The following is a 16607-nucleotide window of genomic DNA, read 5'->3' as shown; positions in this document are numbered from 1 at the left end:
AGATATTGAGAAACAGTCTTGAACCAGAGAGCTATTCGGGGTGGTTCGGCGGCAAATCGACGAGAATTCTCCTACTCCTCCACGACGGTGATCGACTCGACCTCCTCTTCTGAAAACCGCACGCTTTCCCCACCGGCCGTTTCGATTTTGTATCCCTGTCGGGTTTTCTGAATGTCGTCCTTCGACTGGACCTGGTATCTAGTCTTCCGTAGGTCTGTGGTGGTGACTTCGGCAACGAGCATCTGACTGGGCTTTGTGTCTTGGAATACAATAGATGAGAGAGAGGCCCTCGGCCGAAGTACCCCTTGGTGCTTCTCCGACCTGTTCTAGAAGCGCCCGCGACGTGAGCTTCGGAATCCCTATATTTGCCTTTCTGAGCCAATCGTAGCGGGGTACCAGAGTAGGGCCTCTGTGCAATCGGCGTGGTCAGTGATAGAGAGTAGCGCGCCTTGATCAAAGCCTTTGCCTCAAGGAGGATGTGCTTTACACGGGCGGATCGAACGAGAGCCCCATGACCTGCCGAGGGAAGCCGCCAAAAACCGAGGACACGAAACCGTTCGTGTCGATTATGGGGATCTCAGATCTCCTCCTTCATTCCTGTCCTCCGTCGGCAGGCGCCATCCCGGCTTTTCTTGCGCGCAGACTCAATTGCGTTCGCGACGCCTTTTTGGCTGGCTCTGGCCTCTTCGGCCCTCTCTCGCATCCGGTCCCAGAGGGCTCGAAGAGCCGCGCCCTGATCGTGATCCTGTACGTACCGCTGTACGAGGCCGCGCACGACATCGCCTGAGCTTTCTCCCTCCTGTCGTGCCAGAGTCTGGAGGTGATCCTTCAGGTCATCGTCGATCCGTACGGTTCGTCGGGCCATGGATTGAGAAGAGACCGTCGCTGGGAAAGCGTACAACACGTATTACACATGATCCGCAGGGTTTGTCCCTGTCGGCATTCGGCGTCCCTTCATTGTCTAGTTTGCGATAGGGGGCTCTCATCTCATCAACGCATCAAGATACGACACGGGAGAGTCAAGACCTAAACTCCTTGAGTAAGTGCGTGTTATCGGTGCTAATTTCAAGTCGGAATAGCGGAGGCTCTGGCTGGCACACCGCAGTGGGCAGCTCCGCTTATTTTTCCGATTTCTGGAGCTTGTATTTTTGCTTGATCTGTTTTCAGAAGAGGTTTTCAGAAAATTGGGTCACCCAACAGAGAACAGGATTCAGAGAGATTGTGCTCGCCGAACGGTTCCAGTGGTCTGTCCCGCCGTCGGGTTTTTGTAGAGTTCTCTTTACCTGTCGAGTTGCATCCCCTGCCGTCTCGCACCCCGGGTGTCTCGAAGCCGGAACCGTCGGACTCGGCTTCCCTTCGACTCATCCCCTGTCGGCAGACACTCCTGAATCTGACCGTCTCGGACGTCCGTCCTGAATGCAAGAGGACTTTTCTCCTAGCGGCCAGCCGCACTACAGACATGGCCCAGAACCGCTGACATCCGCTCCCCTCCCAATCCGCGAGTCCCAATGTCCGAAGTACAGCCGGATAACCCGTACGATGAGGACGACGAGCCCGAACTCTACACTGCCTGGACCGAGGGCGCCGAAGCAGCCCACACCGACGAGGATATCGGTCCCGTCGAAGACCTTTACGACGACCCCGACGTGGCGTACGCGTTCCTCAAGGGATACACGGAGGCAAGCCGGGCATAACTTCCGATATCACCCCGGTCTCTAATCAGCGTCAAACACATTCCACTAAACACTCCCGCTTCGGCTTTGATCGTTGAAGTCTACCACCGGCAACACTCCCAGACTGGCGCCGGACATACCGTTTTCGAGGAGCGGCCCGACGTGTCCTGGACTGACCGCCAACAAGAATACGAGCACTCGGCGACCGTCGACGTGCAGGCGGCCGGTCGCCGCGAGGCACTTAGGCGAGCCCTCCGCCTGATGCGGCACAAACCGTCGAAGGCCGATTCGGGTGCCGTGATCGAGCTTCACTGCGACAGCGTTCGCCGCTCGTCGATCGGAGACGTGTTTGTTGTGGGCGGAGTGGCTTACGAAGTGCAGGATGGAGGATTCGAGCGGATCTGAGGGACTGCCTCGACCTTCGAAGGCCCGATCTCTGAACATTAGATCCTCGAGCGGACCTCGGGCCAGGTGCCTTGTCCTGCGCGCCGTATAATTAGACCCTGAAGTTCGGGCTATGTAGGTGCTTCTTGGGCTCTGTTTGAGCCCAACCTGCGTTTCGCAGGAGAACTGCTCGCCGGGCGCTTCACCGACCTGCTCCAAAAGCTCCCGCGGCGTCAGGGTCGGTATCCCGCTCCCAGTTGCCGAAGCACCCGGTTGTCGAGAAGGAGCGGTGTGGTTTTCACAACGGTTAAGGCGTCCGTGTCGGGGTGCGCGGCGTTCATGACGTAGTTGTAGCAGTCGGGAAGCACGACGGCGGGCACTCGGAGCAACGGGTTTTCCTGCTTATCAAGCCACCGGTCGCCGACTCGACGAGTGGCGTCGGTCGGCGGGAGCGCGTCCCAGTTCTCCGGTAGGTCTTCCTCCGGAAGCTCGTCAATGAGCGCTGGGGCAACCTCGGCCTTCACGAAGACCATCTCCGTGAGGAGGTCGGCCCGTTTCACGCCGGCGATCTTTTCGAGAGTCGCCGTAGCGAGATGACCTGCGGCGTAGCTAACGAGCTGCCCCTTCGAGGCCCAGCGGCTTCGATGGTGCAGTCCCCCTTTTCCCGAGAAGGGTTCGTCGGCGTACCGCTCGTGTGTGATCCGGTAGAGCGTCTGTCGGTCCGCCACAGCCTACAGGGGGAATCCATGTTCGAGGCCGCCGAGCAGATCCTCCACCACTACGGCACCGGGAGCGGTCAGTGCCACTTCCAACGGCTTTCGCCCATCGAGCGCCGTATTGGGTTCGTTCAGCCACCATGCGGCCTTTTCCCGGGAGCCGAAGATCTCTTCCCCCCGGGACAAGAGGCGCAGGTACCGAAAGAGCCGCTCGGACTCGGAGAGGCCGAGCCGCTTGTCGGCGTTGCGATAGCGCCGGTACGTACGGCGGGAGCGTCCCAGAATTTCAGCCATCATCTCGTCGGAGAGATCCAGAACCTCCTGAAGATGTGTCGCCACACTGATGGAATACCCCTCCCGAATCTGATTGTCGGCGTCGGTGTCATTTGTGACCCGAAGGCCGTCATCTTCGGGAACCGTGGAAGCCAGAGCTTGCGACATAAGGGAAACGGTATGGATGTCAGTGCGCATCTGTCACTTGTAAAAAAGACAAATGCCCACATGGTTCCCGCTGTTCACGCTTTCTCAGCGTGCTTCATCCCCTCCCATGTCGATCACCGAAGCGAGGTGCGCCCGAAAAGTTGGACTGGTGGGTCGGATAAGAGAATGAGGGGGATTGCGGTCTGCGTAGTTTCACTGCAAACCAACCAATCCACCAAGACGGGTCAGGTCCAATTCATAATGCAAGGTCCAGAGAGAATCTTTCCGTGGCTTGTTTGGAAGCAGAGCCGGACAACCTGCGTCTCCTAGCAGCAGTTTCTTATTTCTGTAATCGTCCACGCTGGAGTGGAATTCTGTTTCTGATCGCTCCCCAACTGAGGACGATCTCCGACGTGACGGAGCCTGAGCGTCCAAAGGCCCATCGTGACAAGATCATGGGTGGTCCGATTCTGCAATATCGCAGGGCGGACCAGTACGCTCCGCATGCCGGAAGCCACCGGAGGCGTAGAAGCGCCATACCCCAGCACCTCGTCGATACGGATCTCACATCGGACCTGCTCATCTTCCTGACACGACAAAACAGCTCCCCGAATCTCCGCAGTTCCAGGTGGCGGGGCGGGCGCCTGATCATGCTCCACGCTGTCTATCGCGGCCAGACTATCATCAACCTCATCTGCCGCTGAAGACGAACGGTCGGTGTGTGAGCTGGTACATGCAGCCATCGCAAGCAGGACACTCAGAACCAGCCCTCCCTTCAAAAATTGAGTCATGGAGCTGTAGGGATTCGAGAATGCTATCGTCAAGCCAGATCTATCGCGCCACGACAATCTGGCGGGTCGCATCGAAGGTCTCTCCTCGAACCTGAAGAAAGTATATTCCGCTGGACAGATCGCGCCCTTCGATAGACACGTCTACGGGTCGGTTCGCCGAGAGAGTCCGATCGAGAGGGGTCTTGACCTGCTGGCCAATGGTGTTGTACAAGACGGCGCGGACGTGCTGCGTCTGATCGACAGTGAGGCGCAGGTTTGAGGAGGTGGCGAAGGGGTTTGGAGACGGTTTCGTAAGCTCGTACGCTCCGGCAGGAGAGATCGTCACGGTCCGAGTTTTGAGCTGAGTCGCAGAACCGTCGGTATCGACTTGCTGAAGACGAAACGTGTGCTGTCCAGGAGATAGATCCTTGAACCGGAAGCGGTAGGTGTTCGGTTGACCTGTCGTGCCTCCCCCCTCAACGAAGCCTGCGTCTTCCCATGGCTCATTGCGGTAGCGGTGCCGCACTTCAAACCCGGCGTTATTCGCTTCGCTCGCGGTGGCCCAGGTTAGCTCTACGGCAGACCCGTCCGTGTCGGCCTCAAACTGAGCCAATTCAACTGGGACTGTCACGCTGCTGGTATAGACACCGTTGCCGTGAGTCCCAACCAGGACGAGCCCGTCCGAATTTCGGGCTTCAACGTCTTCCACCACCACGTTTCCGATACTGCTCCCCCCTTCCGGATCCCAGGTCGTGCTACTCGAAAGAGAGGTCGTCGAGTAAAGCCCCACGCTGGTTGCAGCATAATAAGTCGTCTGACCGAGCGCGGGCTGAGGAAGAATCTCGACGGAACGGACCGAGGGACCTGTCGTCCCCCCGAGCGTTCCCTCAACGTCGGTCCACGACTGGCCGCCGTCTGACGAGTAAAACAGGCTCACGACGTCGTAATTGGAGATTGCGACCAGAACCTTATCGCTGTCCGTGGGGTCGACGGCAATGTCGCTGACGTACCCACCGTCCGGAAAGGTCGTGGCGCCCGACGTAGGCAATTCATTGCGAGAAAAATTACTCGCAGGAACGGAGTTGGCGTTGTCTACCCGAAAAAGGCGGGCGGGCTCTCTGGTGCCGTCTCCGTCGGCGTCGGTGGCCCCGTAGTACAGAACGTGTTTGGAGCTGCTCACTGAAGCACGAACACTTGTGATGACATATCCGCTTTGCGTCGCGCCAGTCAACTCGGTCCATCCGGAAGACGGAGTCCCTTCGACATCAGTGTTTCGCCAAAGGGACGTCCCTCCCGGGTAGTACATCACGGTCGGGTCTGCCGGATCGAGGTCGAAGGGATGGATGAAGAGTTGCCCTGAGGCTCCTGAGGGGGTGGCAGAAGCCGAAGAAAGCAAGTTACCATTGGCGTCGTAGACAGCCTGAACGACATTCCCGTTCTGACTAGAGGGATACCGAACGACACCGCTTGCGCTTTGGCGATTGGCAATTTCGCACTCCGCCCCGTCGCCCCCCAGCAGTTCAGTCCAGTCGTCAGATGTACTGGTGGTTTTAATTCCCCAGGTTCCGTTATCCTGCATTCCCCCTAAGATCGTGTCGTCACTATCGTCGGGGTTGAGGCAGACCTGATAAAACTGCGTGGTGACATAGCCGTCGTTCAGATCCGTATAGGTGACCCCACCGTCTCCCGTGGCCCGGTTGTCCGTCGTTTCGTGTATGCCCCCATCACTCCCGACAAGCATTTGGTCCCCGTCCGTTGGGTGGAATTCAAGGGTGTGCTGGTCAGGATGGTGAGGATCGCTCTCCGATGGATTATAGTCTGCGTAGCTGTCGTTTTGGTGCGTATACCCTCCAATCCAGGTGTCCGCTCCCGTGGAGGATCCCGAAACGTCGAGGCGCCAAAGATTGCGCCCGCCGACGAACACCTTTGACGGGTCGCTCGGGTGAACAGCGACAAGCAGGTCGTAGCCCTCCTGAGAATTGAAGTCGCCTGTGTACTTTCCGTCGTTCACGTTGTCGTCATTGTCGCCCCGTGTCGGGAGGTAGTCGCTAAAGTCCGTCCACCGGCTTCCCGAAGGCGCATCGGCGTCGTACCTCCAGAGAATGTGACCGATTTTATCGCCTTGGCCGTCGGCCCCTACGGGTCCATACCCGGGCGCATTCGAAAGAAACCACACCTCGCTCTCATCGGAGGGATTAATGTCGACGACCGTCCGAAAGTACGTGTCTTGACCAGAGGGCCATCCCGAGGGGGTAATCTCGGTCCAGTTCGTCCCGTCGGTTGACCGATACAGGCCGCGGGTATCCCCATCGCTGCTCATCGTGGCGTAGACGACACCACTCGTGGTAACTGCCAGGTCCGTGATTGAGGTTTGATCCCCCGAGAGCCCACTTAAAACGGTTGTCCAACTCGATCCGCCATCCGTGCTCCGCTGAATGCCACCATACGTTGCCGCGTAAATCTCATCATTGGTCGTGTTGGACGGGTCCACACGAACGCGATAGACGTAGTCAAACACGCTGTCAAAATCGGTCTCCTCACTCGTGGTGTTGGACAATGGCGACCACGTTTGTCCTCCATCGGTGGACTTATAGATACCATCCCCCCGGTAGAAAGCCCCTCTAGCGGTGTATGAGGCCGTTCCATAGTACTCCCCTGTACCTGCGTACCACACGTCTTCCTTCCCCGTCCGTGGATCCTGAATGACGGTCGTGACATTCGGCCGCTGACTTTTCGTAAAAGTGCGGTTCCAGGTTTGTCCCCCATCGGTGGTGCGCCACATGCCCCCCGACGCGCCTGCCGCGAGAATGGTCTCTCCATTCGTGTCGGTCCGGTCGTAGGACACCGCTCGGGAGCGGCCGCCGACGTTGGCAGGGCCGCGCGGGGCCCACGAACTTGTCTTCCGGTTCACGCCGGTCCTCATGGACTTCGCAAAGACAAGCTCTTTCTCACGAATGTCTTCGGGGATGCGACCGGTCTTTGGGTTACGGAGCCGCATCCACCGATAGCGGAGACGTGCAAAGGGATCCTCATCCGTTCCCACACCTGATGCTTGGGGTTCAAAACTCTGCCATGGAGACGGCTTCTCGGTCTTCAACTGACCACTTTGGTCTTGTGTGCTTACCGTCTGTCCAATCCCCCAGATTGCAATGGCCGTTAGGAGGATCACGCTGATTGTGAGAACCGCTCCTCGACTAGTAGTGGGTTTATACATGATCTCACATACTGTTGGGGTAGAGATGAGAGCTCCCCTATTCCACCTCGACAAGAACTCGGCACGACAGGTAAAATTAATATGCCGACTGTATAGCCAAATTTCCACCTGTCGGTGACCAGCGGGTATTCGTCAACTGTGGTTACTGAGGTAGAAGTCCTGATATTGGTGACCTCCAATATGGTACAGGAGGCTTTCAATACCTCAAAGGTGAGATTGGAAAGACACCAGCCGAAGCGAGAGATCAAGATACCCAGTTGATTGTCAAGCTTCATCAAAAGCAGGTATATTCATCGAGGAAGGTCCCTTTACTACGCGCTGAAGGGCTAACGCTCTTCTCTGGCGTGGTAGCCTTCCCTTTTTCTTTCCCTTTCGTGAGATCGGGGCCGACATATCGAAGCTCTGGCCTGTATTCTACTCACCGAAGGCGCTACCGCTGGATTTCTTCTCCGCCTGGCGAGCTTCTAAGTGTTTCTCGTGGGCTGGATTGAAGTGTTCGTTGTTATTCCAGCATCCGTACACGATCGCCAGTAGCTTCCGCACTGGCCGGGTGTTGCCGTTCCAAATGGCAGCAGTTACACAGCCGTAGAGCACCGATCTGACGTGGGCGTTGCCCTGTTTGCTGATCGTCTTCCCACGGGCAATGTCTCCGCTTTCCTCACACTGGGGGTCCTGCCCCGCGTATGCGATGAACTACTTTGCAGAGGTGAACCGAGTGACATCTCCGATTTCGCAGTAGAGAACGGCTGCGCTCCGCTTTCCAATCCCCTCGATTGAAGCGTGAAGACGAGGAGCACGCCGACCTGAATGTCACCGACTGGTATTGGGACAAAAGTGTCAGCGGGGGCAAGGAGGAGCGGCCCGCACTGGACAATCTCATGGAGGCCGCTCGCCAGCGAGCCATCGATTGCGTGGTAGTCTGGAAGGTCGATCGCTTTGCCCGCAGCGCGTCCCACCCGCTTGTTTCCATTTATAAACGGGTGATTTGGGATCAGGGCGTATCCAAGCGCGGACGCTTTCTCTGCAGTCGAAGAATATAGCTCTTCTCCTCCAAATTACATCTGAGGTTGTCGAACCGCCGAAACGAGAGCGCCGCGGTCACGAAGGCCCGGGCTTCCTCCCGATTTTTCGATCAGACGCCGATGTAGATCAAGAACTTCGGTGACGCTCAGGTACTGCACGACATTTGACGACTATGAGGGATTGGAGGGGAATGCCCAACCAGGAAGTGTCCAACAATGAGAGACCTCAATTACGAAAGGCGTTGATAGAGCTCGGCGTTCTTCGACAACACCTCTTCTGCGGCTTCCTCGTACCCACGGTCTAAGCGTTTGAGTTGATCGTCAATGCTTACCTGCGCAACCTCTTCTAAAGACATTCCAAGTTGGTCAGCGAGGGTCTCCAGGCGGTCGGCGGTCTCGTCGGAGAGCTGGATCGTGAGTGTTTTCATGGCTTCAGAAAGTAGGTGACTGGTCGTTTCTTTGGCGCTTAGCGAACTAGGCGTTTCTGGACCGCAGCAAAGGCAAGCGATTCCGGTGATTTTGGGTAGTGCCCCATTTGCAACTGCAGGCCCGACGGACGGCCTTCGGGTTCTCAGGCAGTGTACAATTTGCAAAGAGGTCTGATCGAAGGTCTGTTACTTTGGTCCACTGACGGGATATGACCCCGAGACACACCTGCTGCAAATGCCATCGTCACCCCAACAGCATGTGGGGCTTGCAGGAGTTCGAGGTAGGCATTACCAATCGAGGACCTTATTATAAGGTATGTGGCCGAGCGAAGGCGCCTCGGGGATGACCACTCAGCCACCGTCACAGTAGACAATATTCTACCCTATGATAACCGATAAGCTCGCCTTATCGGTCGTTATAATTTAGGGCGAAATCTGGCCCATTTGGCCGGTTTTTGCCGGTCGAATCCAACACTCGTCTTTGGGCCGACTTGCGTCTCTCGGGATTTGCGTCTCCCGGAGAATTACCCGCCGGGTGCTTCGCCGAGTTCTTCCAAAAGCTCTCTTGGGCGTGAGAATCGGAATCCCCATGTAGGAATTCAGCTCCAGAAGGTCCGAATCGCCGGAGACAATACGCTCGGCCTCCAGCTCCAGAGCGCATTCGAGAAGCCGAACCCGTTCGGCATTGTCGTCGTCCGGATTCGGACTCACGCCTCCGATGGACGGCGGATCGCCCGTGTACAGGACGCCTTCCCCCGACGCGAAGGCTTCGATCAACTCACGCTCCTCCGTCTCACTGACCGCGCCGATCTCTCGGAGGACCCGCTGGTATTCCGTTACAATCGGCTCATAGAGGCAAAGCGTAATCCGGCCGTCGAACCAGAGCCCCACGACCTGGCGAGGAAGGCCGCCGAAAACCGAAGACACGAAGACGTTCGTGTCGAATAGGACTTTCACTCTTGGCCTCCCGCCGGCAGGTTTTCGTCCCGGCTCTTCTCGCGCACGGACTCAATTGCGTCCTCAACGCCTTCGTTCGGCTCCGGCCTCTTCGGCCCTCTGTCGCATCCGCTCCCAGAGGGCTCGAAGAGCCGCGCCCCGATCTCGGTCCTGGACATAGTGCCGCAGGAGGCTGCGCACGACGTCGCTGGTGCTTTTTCTCTCTTGTCGCGCCAGATTCTGGAGGTGGTCCTTCAGGTCGTTGTCGGTCCGAACGGTCAACTGGGCCATGGCTTGAGAAGAGGCTGTCGCTTGGAGGTCGTACAACACGTATTACAAGTGATACGAGAGGTTGGTCACTGTGTGCTTCTTGTGGCCCTTCTTTTTCAGGTACGCTGGAGTGATCTCTCCTCCCAGATGTCTGCATTATCGGTCGTTATTTACGACGTTCTCAGTCCGTTTTTCTCGCGGGGATCTCCCGGTTGACTGCCCCGGCTGAAAACTCTCCTCAGCCTGGAAGACCTCGGCTCAAAGGAGCCCAGCCGCAAGGGAAGTCCCCGATTCTTAACTGTAGGACTCCTTCCACTGAATCGCCTATGGCTGGGTCGCTTGTGGACGAGAGCAATGGTGACCCTGGCAAAAAGCTCCTCATTCTAAAGGCTTCCTCGCTTTGGTCTCATCCCCCAATGCCGGGGGATTTTCGCCTGCTTGCTCCCGGTTCCGCAACGTCCAAGGCGTTTCGAGTACGACCTGAAGAGGGTGTAGATGCGATTGCGTTGGGCGGGCTCGTTGGTTTAAGAGGAAATTAATCAGGCTTCGATCTAATCTTTTTCTCGTAGCCGACCCATCGGCCCAACTTTCCGGTCGAACCTCACTTTTCGGATGGACCTCGGCCAATTTCTACTTGTCAACTGTGTCATTCCATGAGGAGGACCATACGCGCTAGCAATCAAGGCCGGTTTGGAGGATCATCGAACGGTGTTTTTTCAACCTCATTCGACGGGTCGCTCTCATTGGAGTCCTCGTCCTCGGCCGTCACGACGTAGTAGTAGGGCGTTCCATTCTGGACCTCCTCATCTGAATACGATGTGCTCGAGATTGGAGAACCGTTCTCTGGGCTGAGACCCGATACTCCATCGATAGGGTCTGTGTCCCGATACACGTTGTATCCACCGAGATCATCGTCGTTGACCCCATTCCAAGTCAGTTCGACAAGGGAGTTTTCCGAATTTCCCTCTAGATCCGTAGGCGTAGGCGGAGGCGCTTCCTCCTCAGATGGGCCCGGATCATCGTTGGATCCTGCACCTCCACACCCTACACCGGTGGCGCATACACACAGGACAAGGATGCCAGCCGCAAGAATCCGGAGACGGTTAAAAGCTTGACGTAGTCGGTTGTGCGAACGCATATCAAACTCCGTTTCTGGAGGAGATACGGTAAGGTGAGCGCAGTCAACGAACGACCGTAATCTTCTGAGTACGAGTTTGTCCACCGGCGGTAAGGCGCCCGAAGTATACCCCACTCGAAAGGTTGGCGTTACCTACTCTCACACGATGGCGACCTGTTTCTTGCTGACCTTTTTCCAGTACCGCTACTTGACGCCCGAGGACATCGTACACGACGAGCCGAACGTTTTTCGGCTCAGGAAGGGTGTACTCAACAGTCCCGGTTTCCTTAATCGGGTTCGGGTAAACGTCGAGCGAGATCTCGCTGGGTAGGATCTCCTCTTCCTTCTGATTGACGTATCGAGCGCTCCCTACCGCGAGGCGAAGACGAGTTTGCTTCTGCTGAGGATCGATACGGATTTTGTCGTCGGCTTGTAGGTTGTAAGACGCTCCAGAGGCCGGATGTAGGAGCGTGACGTTGCGGTTACCGACTGCCTTTTCGTTTACTGCCTCCAATCGGACTGGCGAGTCGGTACTAGTGGAAAGCACAAGGTCGAACGTCTCGCCGCTCTTTTCCTCCTCTTCCCGCCCCGAACGCCAGTCCGTCATCAAGTGTCGGGTACGGGAGGAGTCTGGTTGGCCGGATGCACGGATCCGTAGGCTCGTGTCCTCGAACTGGCCAGGAGGAGCAATCACGTCTTTAGGGCCATCTCCATGCTTGGGAGAGTCGCAGAAACCGATCCGAACTGTAGAAGAGGTACGTTCCGTCCGAACCGAGCGGGCCGAGAGAGAGAGCAGCGCGTCTTCTCGGTCGGAGCGCGTTTCTGCAGAAGAGGGAATCTCTGCCGAAGGGGATCCCTTCTTCTGCATGCCCCCCACCCCTAACCGACGTCCGAACTTGGATTTGTTGGCGTTAATTGGCACCTCGGGGTAAGGAATTTGAAGGGAATCGAGATTCTGATCATTGTAGAAGTAGTAGGCCTGACCCGTACTTGCCGACCACATGGTATCGGCCCTCCCGTAGCTACCGTAGAAGTAAAAGATCGGCTGCAGTTCGGTCCCTGTGGCATCTTCAATGCCGACCCAAGATTGAGACGCACCCAGAGGATTAGAGATAATATTCCATCCGTCATGAAGCGGAATTGAAACCGTTCGATCGCCGTTCGGTCGCAAGGCCTCGTATGACTCGCTGGTCGTCCAGGGCTGAGTAGCCGTCAGCCAAAATCCCCGGCCCTTTCGAAAATCGAAGGTATCCGAGTCGTCGAATTCGATGAGATAATCGTCAGAGGACCCATCGTCCCAGTAAGCCTTCCAAGCACTTCCAAAATCGCCGTCGACGGCTCTATCGATAGGTTGATCTGCTGCTCCTGGTAGGCCGACGAGCCGGTAGTCGTTGGAGGTCGCGGCGCCGTTGAATGTTCGGCTGGCTCGCGCGCGAACCTCCTCCGGAAAGCCGTTCTGGACCACAATCGTGCGTCCCCCAGCCATGAGTAAATCTTGATCTCCGTCCCCATCATAGTCTCCCCATTCTACCGAAGAATAGCCGTACCCATATTCGTAAACTGAAGCCACATAAGAAAATTCCCCATTACCCTTATTTTCGTATATCGCTGATATATCTGAGCTTTCGCCTTCGGTAAAAGTTCCACTTAAAGCCCTAACCTCACCAGTGACTACAATGTCCAAGTCTCCATCATTATCATAGTCTCCCCAAGATAAAGACCCGTTATACCTTGGTTCATCACTTATGAAGTATCCGCCGAAACCGGGTTTTTCTCTCTGAAACGTATCGCTACCTTCGTTCTCGTAAATACCCATCCCTTCGGATCCTCCAGCTGCTAGATCGAGGTCACCGTCATTGTCGTAATCTGCCCACTTTGTAAAACCGAAAGTGTAATCTTTCACATCGGCATTGATGTCAACAAATTGCCCACCTCCCTCATTCTTATATATGTGCACACCTTCATTGCGGCCGGAAACTACCAGATCTAGATCGCCGTCACCATCATAGTCACCCCACTGAGAACTTCCCCAGCTTACATTTGCTACCCCAGCGTCTATATCCGTAAAATTACCGTCCCCATCGTTTCGATACACACTTGTCGGGCCACCCGTGACGATCAGGTCGAGCCTACCATCATTGTTGTAGTCCCCCCACTGTGAGGTGGTGCGTTTGAGGCCTCCAGCTTCGGGAGATAGTTTCGGTATATCCCCGCCCCTACTGAGGTCATTGAGACCTGCGTTCACCTTAGAGAACTCGACGGTTCCATCCCCGTCAGTGTCTCCATCATTCCGATAAATCTCCGCGGTGCCGCTGGTTCCCGTTTCGTAACCGGCGATGACCAGGTCCAGGCGACCGTCTCCATTGAAGTCTCCCCAATCGGCCGAGCCCATAACCTGATCGTCAATAATTGCTGGAAAGTCTCGAATTCCTGCATTGACTTTCGTGAAGTTCCATCGGCCATCGTTCCGGTAGAGGGTACTGCAGCACACGAAGAGATCGAGGTCCCCGTCGCCATCGTAGTCTCCCCATACCGCGTCGGGTCCCTCGTCCAAATCTAACTCCGACCGGACGAACGACACCGCAGGCCGGGTCGTGGCGCTGGGTGTTGCACTCGCCTCTCCGGATGGCGTGCTTTCTGCTCCAGCCTCATCGACGGCCGTGAGGCGGTAGTAGTATGTCGTGCCGTTGGACAGGCCTGAGTCCGTGTAGCTGGTGCTTGTCAGCAGCGATCCGTTGACCTGTGTGGCGCTTGTTGGATCGGTAAACGAAGAAGTTGAACGGTAGAGGTTATATCCGGCGAGATCATTTTCGCTGTTTGCGTCCCAAGAGAGACTCACCTCCTGATCACCTGCACTTGCCGTCAATCCGGTTGGGGCTGTTGGCGGAGTCTCTTCGGTGACTTGGCTCAGCGCCTGGTCGGCCTGAATAAGACCGTAGCCTGTCCGGCGGTCGTACCCATCGTCGAAGCCAGAGGTCGCCGGGTCGTCCATGTCGATGGCCGTATCCTCCAACTTCGAGTATATCTCGCTGGGTTGAAGACCGGGATTCTTCGAAAGCATTAGGGCCGCGGCGCCTGCCACATGTGGGGCTGCGGCCGAGGTGCCGAAGAAATTCGGGTAGTTGTCTGAATCCGCGTCGCTGTCGGACCCAAAGAAAGTATTATTCCCTCCGTCCGGGCCCGTAACGTCCGGTACCTGCCGGACCTCCTGCGAGCTAAGGCGATTCCCGTCGTCGTCGAAGTAGATCGGAACCCCACCCTCCGAAGAGAAGGAATTCACCTGGGGCGGATCCGTACCAAATTCAGGCGTGTTGAAATAAGCGGCAGCCGCCACGCTGTGGCTGCCTTCCGCGTTGTAGTGGCCAAAGGTAGAAGGGCCAGGATTTTGATACTCGTCGATTGAGAGGTCCCCTCCCCCGTAAATGTAAGTCATACGGTCTGGCGCTGGACCCTCAGACAGTTCAATCTGGAGGTCGAACTGTGTATCGGCTGAGCCGTCTCCGTCGGCGTCAATAGACCCGTCGTTTTCAAATGTGATCACCTCGATAGGGTCGCCGCCGATATTGTCGATTTCGCTTCGGGCTACTATGCTGTCCGCTTGGTCTACAAGATAGATGTTGAGATCAGTATCTGCACCCACCCCTGAGCTGGAGACCGAGGCATACGGGTCTACCCACTGAAATGAAAACCAGATCTCCTCTCCTGTTGGAATCGAAACCTGTTGGCGAGTATCTCCACCTCCGAAGTCATGAAGGGTCCCCCCGTTTGGCCCAGAAGAGCCCGAAGAGGAAAAGCTTTGGGTATGAGATTGTCGAGCCCTGTTGCCCGCCGCTGAGAAGTAAGCCACGCCGTCCTTACTCACGTCCTCGACCGCCTCGGCAATTACCCCATCCTGAAACATCGGTTCTGCAAAATAATAGATGTCGTCGGTGATCACCGAACTGCCAGCATTTTCCAGGTCACGGATGCCTTGAGCGAAGTTTGCTTGTCCTCCAGAAGCGGTGTGGAAAGCAAGGTCGGCTCCAGGAGCTATGTCATGGATGATTTGCATCATCGCCCGGCCTTCATCGTCCCCAGGCTCAGTGTCGTCCAGGATGTCGATCCGGCCCGAAGGTGGGAGATCACCACTGTCGATATCGTCCTGGGCTGTCCTGGAGGCACCACTTTGGTTGTAGCTGTCAGAAAGAACGCCGACCTTCACGTCTCCTCCTTCGAACCCACTCTCGGATCGGGCGTCGTCTGCTTTCATTGCGGAATCGCCCTGAGTTGTAACCTCTCCAGAGGAAGAGACCGCCCAGGCGGGCCTAGCCGAGTGTAAGGACTCCAGACGAGCAGCTTCTGAAAGTGCACCTATGGGAAGACGCACAGAAACGAGGCGACCCTCTCGTGCAAGGCTTTGACCGTTCAGTGAGCGGAGCGCCTCTTCAAGCATTTCTGCCTCTCCTCGTCGGGCCAGAAAGTCAACCGTAACCATCTCTCCCCGAACGGGGATGTAAGACGACCTGGGCTTGAAGGACGCGGCTTCGGTTTTCCTCTGTTCAAACTGCTGATACGACCGGTACAAACGGGTAAGGTCGTACCCTAGATTCGCAAATGGACCGTCTCGATCCTCTAGGTCCTCTCCTTTCAAGTCTTTTAGAACCTGTTGCTCGACTAAAGGCTCTTGCCCGAAGACGGATGCTTGAGAAATTACAAGCATGCACGTGAGAAGAGATATAGTGGCTCTCAGAAAGGCACTTGTTTGCATGTCCGAAATAATGTTCGAGGCTCTTTTGGTGAAACTGATAAATCCCGGTCGGCAGGAGTTAGTCCACGGCAGAGCTGCTTCCAAAAAACACTAAGGCAAAACCGATGAGTAGCAATACAGCCCCCCCCACAAGCCAGTACTTCGGAAGAGAAATCCATCCGCCCGTATCTGCCGACTGCTGCTGGCTTTCTGGGCTTATGCCATGGTTTTTCAAGCTGTCAGTCGAACCAGTCGAGGTTTGCGGTTTGCGCTCCTTTTTCGGTCCCGACTCTGCTTCTCCTGGTGACTTCTCCTCATTTTCCCGAACCGAAACGCCGTTTCCACTGCGGGCTCCTGACCTTGACCTAGCTGCCCTCATGCTCTGCAAGAGCGAGAGGCGAGAGGCTCTGTTCAGATTCAAGATTGGTAGCTTTCCGGAAACGAGGCGCTCGGAGCGAGCTGCCTCCTGCAAACCTATCGCCCTCAAGCTGTCAAGTAGAACTTCCGGGGATTGTGCGGCAATCGCATCAATGGTGACGAGTGAGTCTCGGACCGGAAGAGTTTGATCTTCTGAAACGAATGGCTCAGTGCGGCCCGTACTTCGAAACGCCCGGTATTGGTAATATAATTCAACCAGGTCACGGCTCAACTTCGACATCGGCCCGTCACGGCCCTGACCGTCTGCACCGTGTAGTCCAAAGGTGACTTGCGCCTCTACAGAGTCGGCGGCCGGTTGGGCCAAAGTTGGAATTGAGGTAAGTGCTATCGAGAAGAGAAGAAGTAAAAAGAGACGGTACATTAGGAGAGGAGATCGGTGGTGAACGGGATATCACTCGTCTCCCCATGAGACGTGAGACGCTACTTTCATTCTCTATTAGTAGTAGTATCATAACGCCTCGAAGCCTATTTGTAAAACCTGGGGCCTAATTAA

Annotated in this window: 12 protein-coding genes and 1 pseudogene; 3 read left to right on the top strand and 10 right to left on the bottom strand. The window is 56.2% G+C overall.

The window, feature by feature from the left end; translation table 11 throughout:
• Positions 1-71: 71 nt before the first annotated feature.
• A complete protein-coding gene (locus BSZ35_RS19645) occupies positions 72-242 on the bottom strand; it encodes a hypothetical protein (RefSeq protein WP_181149453.1) in 171 nt (56 codons plus the stop codon).
• Positions 243-577: 335 nt separating this feature from the next.
• Entirely contained in the window at positions 578-865 is a 288-nt protein-coding gene (locus BSZ35_RS18125) for a ribbon-helix-helix protein, CopG family (protein ID WP_105014014.1), read from the bottom strand.
• A gap of 643 nt (positions 866-1508) precedes the next feature.
• On the opposite strand from BSZ35_RS18125, the gene BSZ35_RS18120 reads away from it, so the two are divergent.
• Together BSZ35_RS18120 and BSZ35_RS18115 are read left to right on the top strand one after the other, a co-directional pair.
• Positions 1509-1694: a hypothetical protein gene (locus BSZ35_RS18120; protein ID WP_105014013.1), complete on the top strand. Its 186-nt coding sequence runs from the start codon at positions 1509-1511 to the stop codon at positions 1692-1694.
• 66 nt (positions 1695-1760) lie between these two features.
• Positions 1761-2078 (top strand): hypothetical protein, encoded by a 318-nt coding sequence (locus BSZ35_RS18115; protein WP_105014012.1) that lies wholly within the window; start codon positions 1761-1763, stop codon positions 2076-2078.
• A gap of 212 nt (positions 2079-2290) precedes the next feature.
• Here the strand turns inward: BSZ35_RS18115 and BSZ35_RS18110 are convergent, their stop codons facing one another.
• From BSZ35_RS18110 to BSZ35_RS18095, 3 genes are all read right to left on the bottom strand, one after another.
• Positions 2291-2785, bottom strand: coding sequence for an RES family NAD+ phosphorylase (locus BSZ35_RS18110; protein ID WP_105014011.1), 495 nt, complete (start codon positions 2783-2785; stop codon positions 2291-2293).
• A 3-nt stretch (positions 2786-2788) separates the two neighbouring features.
• On the bottom strand, positions 2789-3214 hold the full coding sequence (locus tag BSZ35_RS18105; protein ID WP_105014010.1) for an antitoxin Xre/MbcA/ParS toxin-binding domain-containing protein: 426 nt from the start codon (positions 3212-3214) through the stop codon (positions 2789-2791).
• An 810-nt stretch (positions 3215-4024) separates the two neighbouring features.
• Positions 4025-7177, bottom strand: coding sequence for a T9SS type A sorting domain-containing protein (locus tag BSZ35_RS18095; RefSeq protein ID WP_105014008.1), 3153 nt, complete (start codon positions 7175-7177; stop codon positions 4025-4027).
• A 773-nt stretch (positions 7178-7950) separates the two neighbouring features.
• Here BSZ35_RS18095 and BSZ35_RS20250 point away from each other — a divergent pair.
• Positions 7951-8073: pseudogene (locus BSZ35_RS20250) on the top strand (recombinase family protein); the annotation flags it as partial.
• Between the two features lie 356 nt (positions 8074-8429).
• On the opposite strand, the gene BSZ35_RS18080 reads toward BSZ35_RS20250, so the two are convergent.
• The 5 genes from BSZ35_RS18080 to BSZ35_RS18060 form a co-directional block, all read right to left on the bottom strand.
• Positions 8430-8627, bottom strand: a complete 198-nt coding sequence (locus BSZ35_RS18080; protein ID WP_105014006.1) for a ribbon-helix-helix protein, CopG family — start codon at positions 8625-8627, stop codon at positions 8430-8432.
• A gap of 423 nt (positions 8628-9050) precedes the next feature.
• Positions 9051-9584 carry a PIN domain-containing protein gene (locus BSZ35_RS18075; RefSeq protein ID WP_105014005.1) on the bottom strand — a complete coding sequence of 178 codons (534 nt, stop codon included), beginning with the start codon at positions 9582-9584 and terminating at the stop codon, positions 9051-9053.
• A gap of 63 nt (positions 9585-9647) precedes the next feature.
• Positions 9648-9854 carry a ribbon-helix-helix protein, CopG family gene (locus BSZ35_RS18070; protein ID WP_105014004.1) on the bottom strand — a complete coding sequence of 69 codons (207 nt, stop codon included), beginning with the start codon at positions 9852-9854 and terminating at the stop codon, positions 9648-9650.
• Between the two features lie 658 nt (positions 9855-10512).
• The gene (locus tag BSZ35_RS18065) at positions 10513-10971 is read right to left on the bottom strand and encodes a hypothetical protein (protein WP_105014003.1); all 459 of its coding nucleotides are present in this window, start codon (positions 10969-10971) and stop codon (positions 10513-10515) included.
• Between the two features lie 43 nt (positions 10972-11014).
• On the bottom strand, positions 11015-15199 hold the full coding sequence (locus BSZ35_RS18060) for an FG-GAP-like repeat-containing protein (RefSeq protein WP_181149448.1): 4185 nt from the start codon (positions 15197-15199) through the stop codon (positions 11015-11017).
• Positions 15200-16607 lie beyond the last annotated feature (1408 nt).

This window comes from Salinibacter sp. 10B (assembly GCF_002954405.1).
Taxonomy (GTDB): domain Bacteria; phylum Bacteroidota; class Rhodothermia; order Rhodothermales; family Salinibacteraceae; genus Salinibacter.
Note: the sequence above shows the minus strand (reverse complement) of the source record. Positions and strands in the feature narration are given on the sequence as shown.

Coding starts and splice junctions, on each gene's coding strand:
- BSZ35_RS19645 (WP_181149453.1), bottom strand. CDS start 242: ATGCTCGTTGCCGAAGTCACCACCACAGACCTACGGAAGACTAGATAC.
- BSZ35_RS18125 (WP_105014014.1), bottom strand. CDS start 865: ATGGCCCGACGAACCGTACGGATCGACGATGACCTGAAGGATCACCTC.
- BSZ35_RS18120 (WP_105014013.1), top strand. CDS start 1,509: ATGTCCGAAGTACAGCCGGATAACCCGTACGATGAGGACGACGAGCCC.
- BSZ35_RS18105 (WP_105014010.1), bottom strand. CDS start 3,214: ATGTCGCAAGCTCTGGCTTCCACGGTTCCCGAAGATGACGGCCTTCGG.
- BSZ35_RS18095 (WP_105014008.1), bottom strand. CDS start 7,177: ATGTATAAACCCACTACTAGTCGAGGAGCGGTTCTCACAATCAGCGTG.
- BSZ35_RS18080 (WP_105014006.1), bottom strand. CDS start 8,627: ATGAAAACACTCACGATCCAGCTCTCCGACGAGACCGCCGACCGCCTG.
- BSZ35_RS18070 (WP_105014004.1), bottom strand. CDS start 9,854: ATGGCCCAGTTGACCGTTCGGACCGACAACGACCTGAAGGACCACCTC.
- BSZ35_RS18065 (WP_105014003.1), bottom strand. CDS start 10,971: ATGCGTTCGCACAACCGACTACGTCAAGCTTTTAACCGTCTCCGGATT.
- BSZ35_RS18060 (WP_181149448.1), bottom strand. CDS start 15,199: ATGAAAGCAGACGACGCCCGATCCGAGAGTGGGTTCGAAGGAGGAGAC.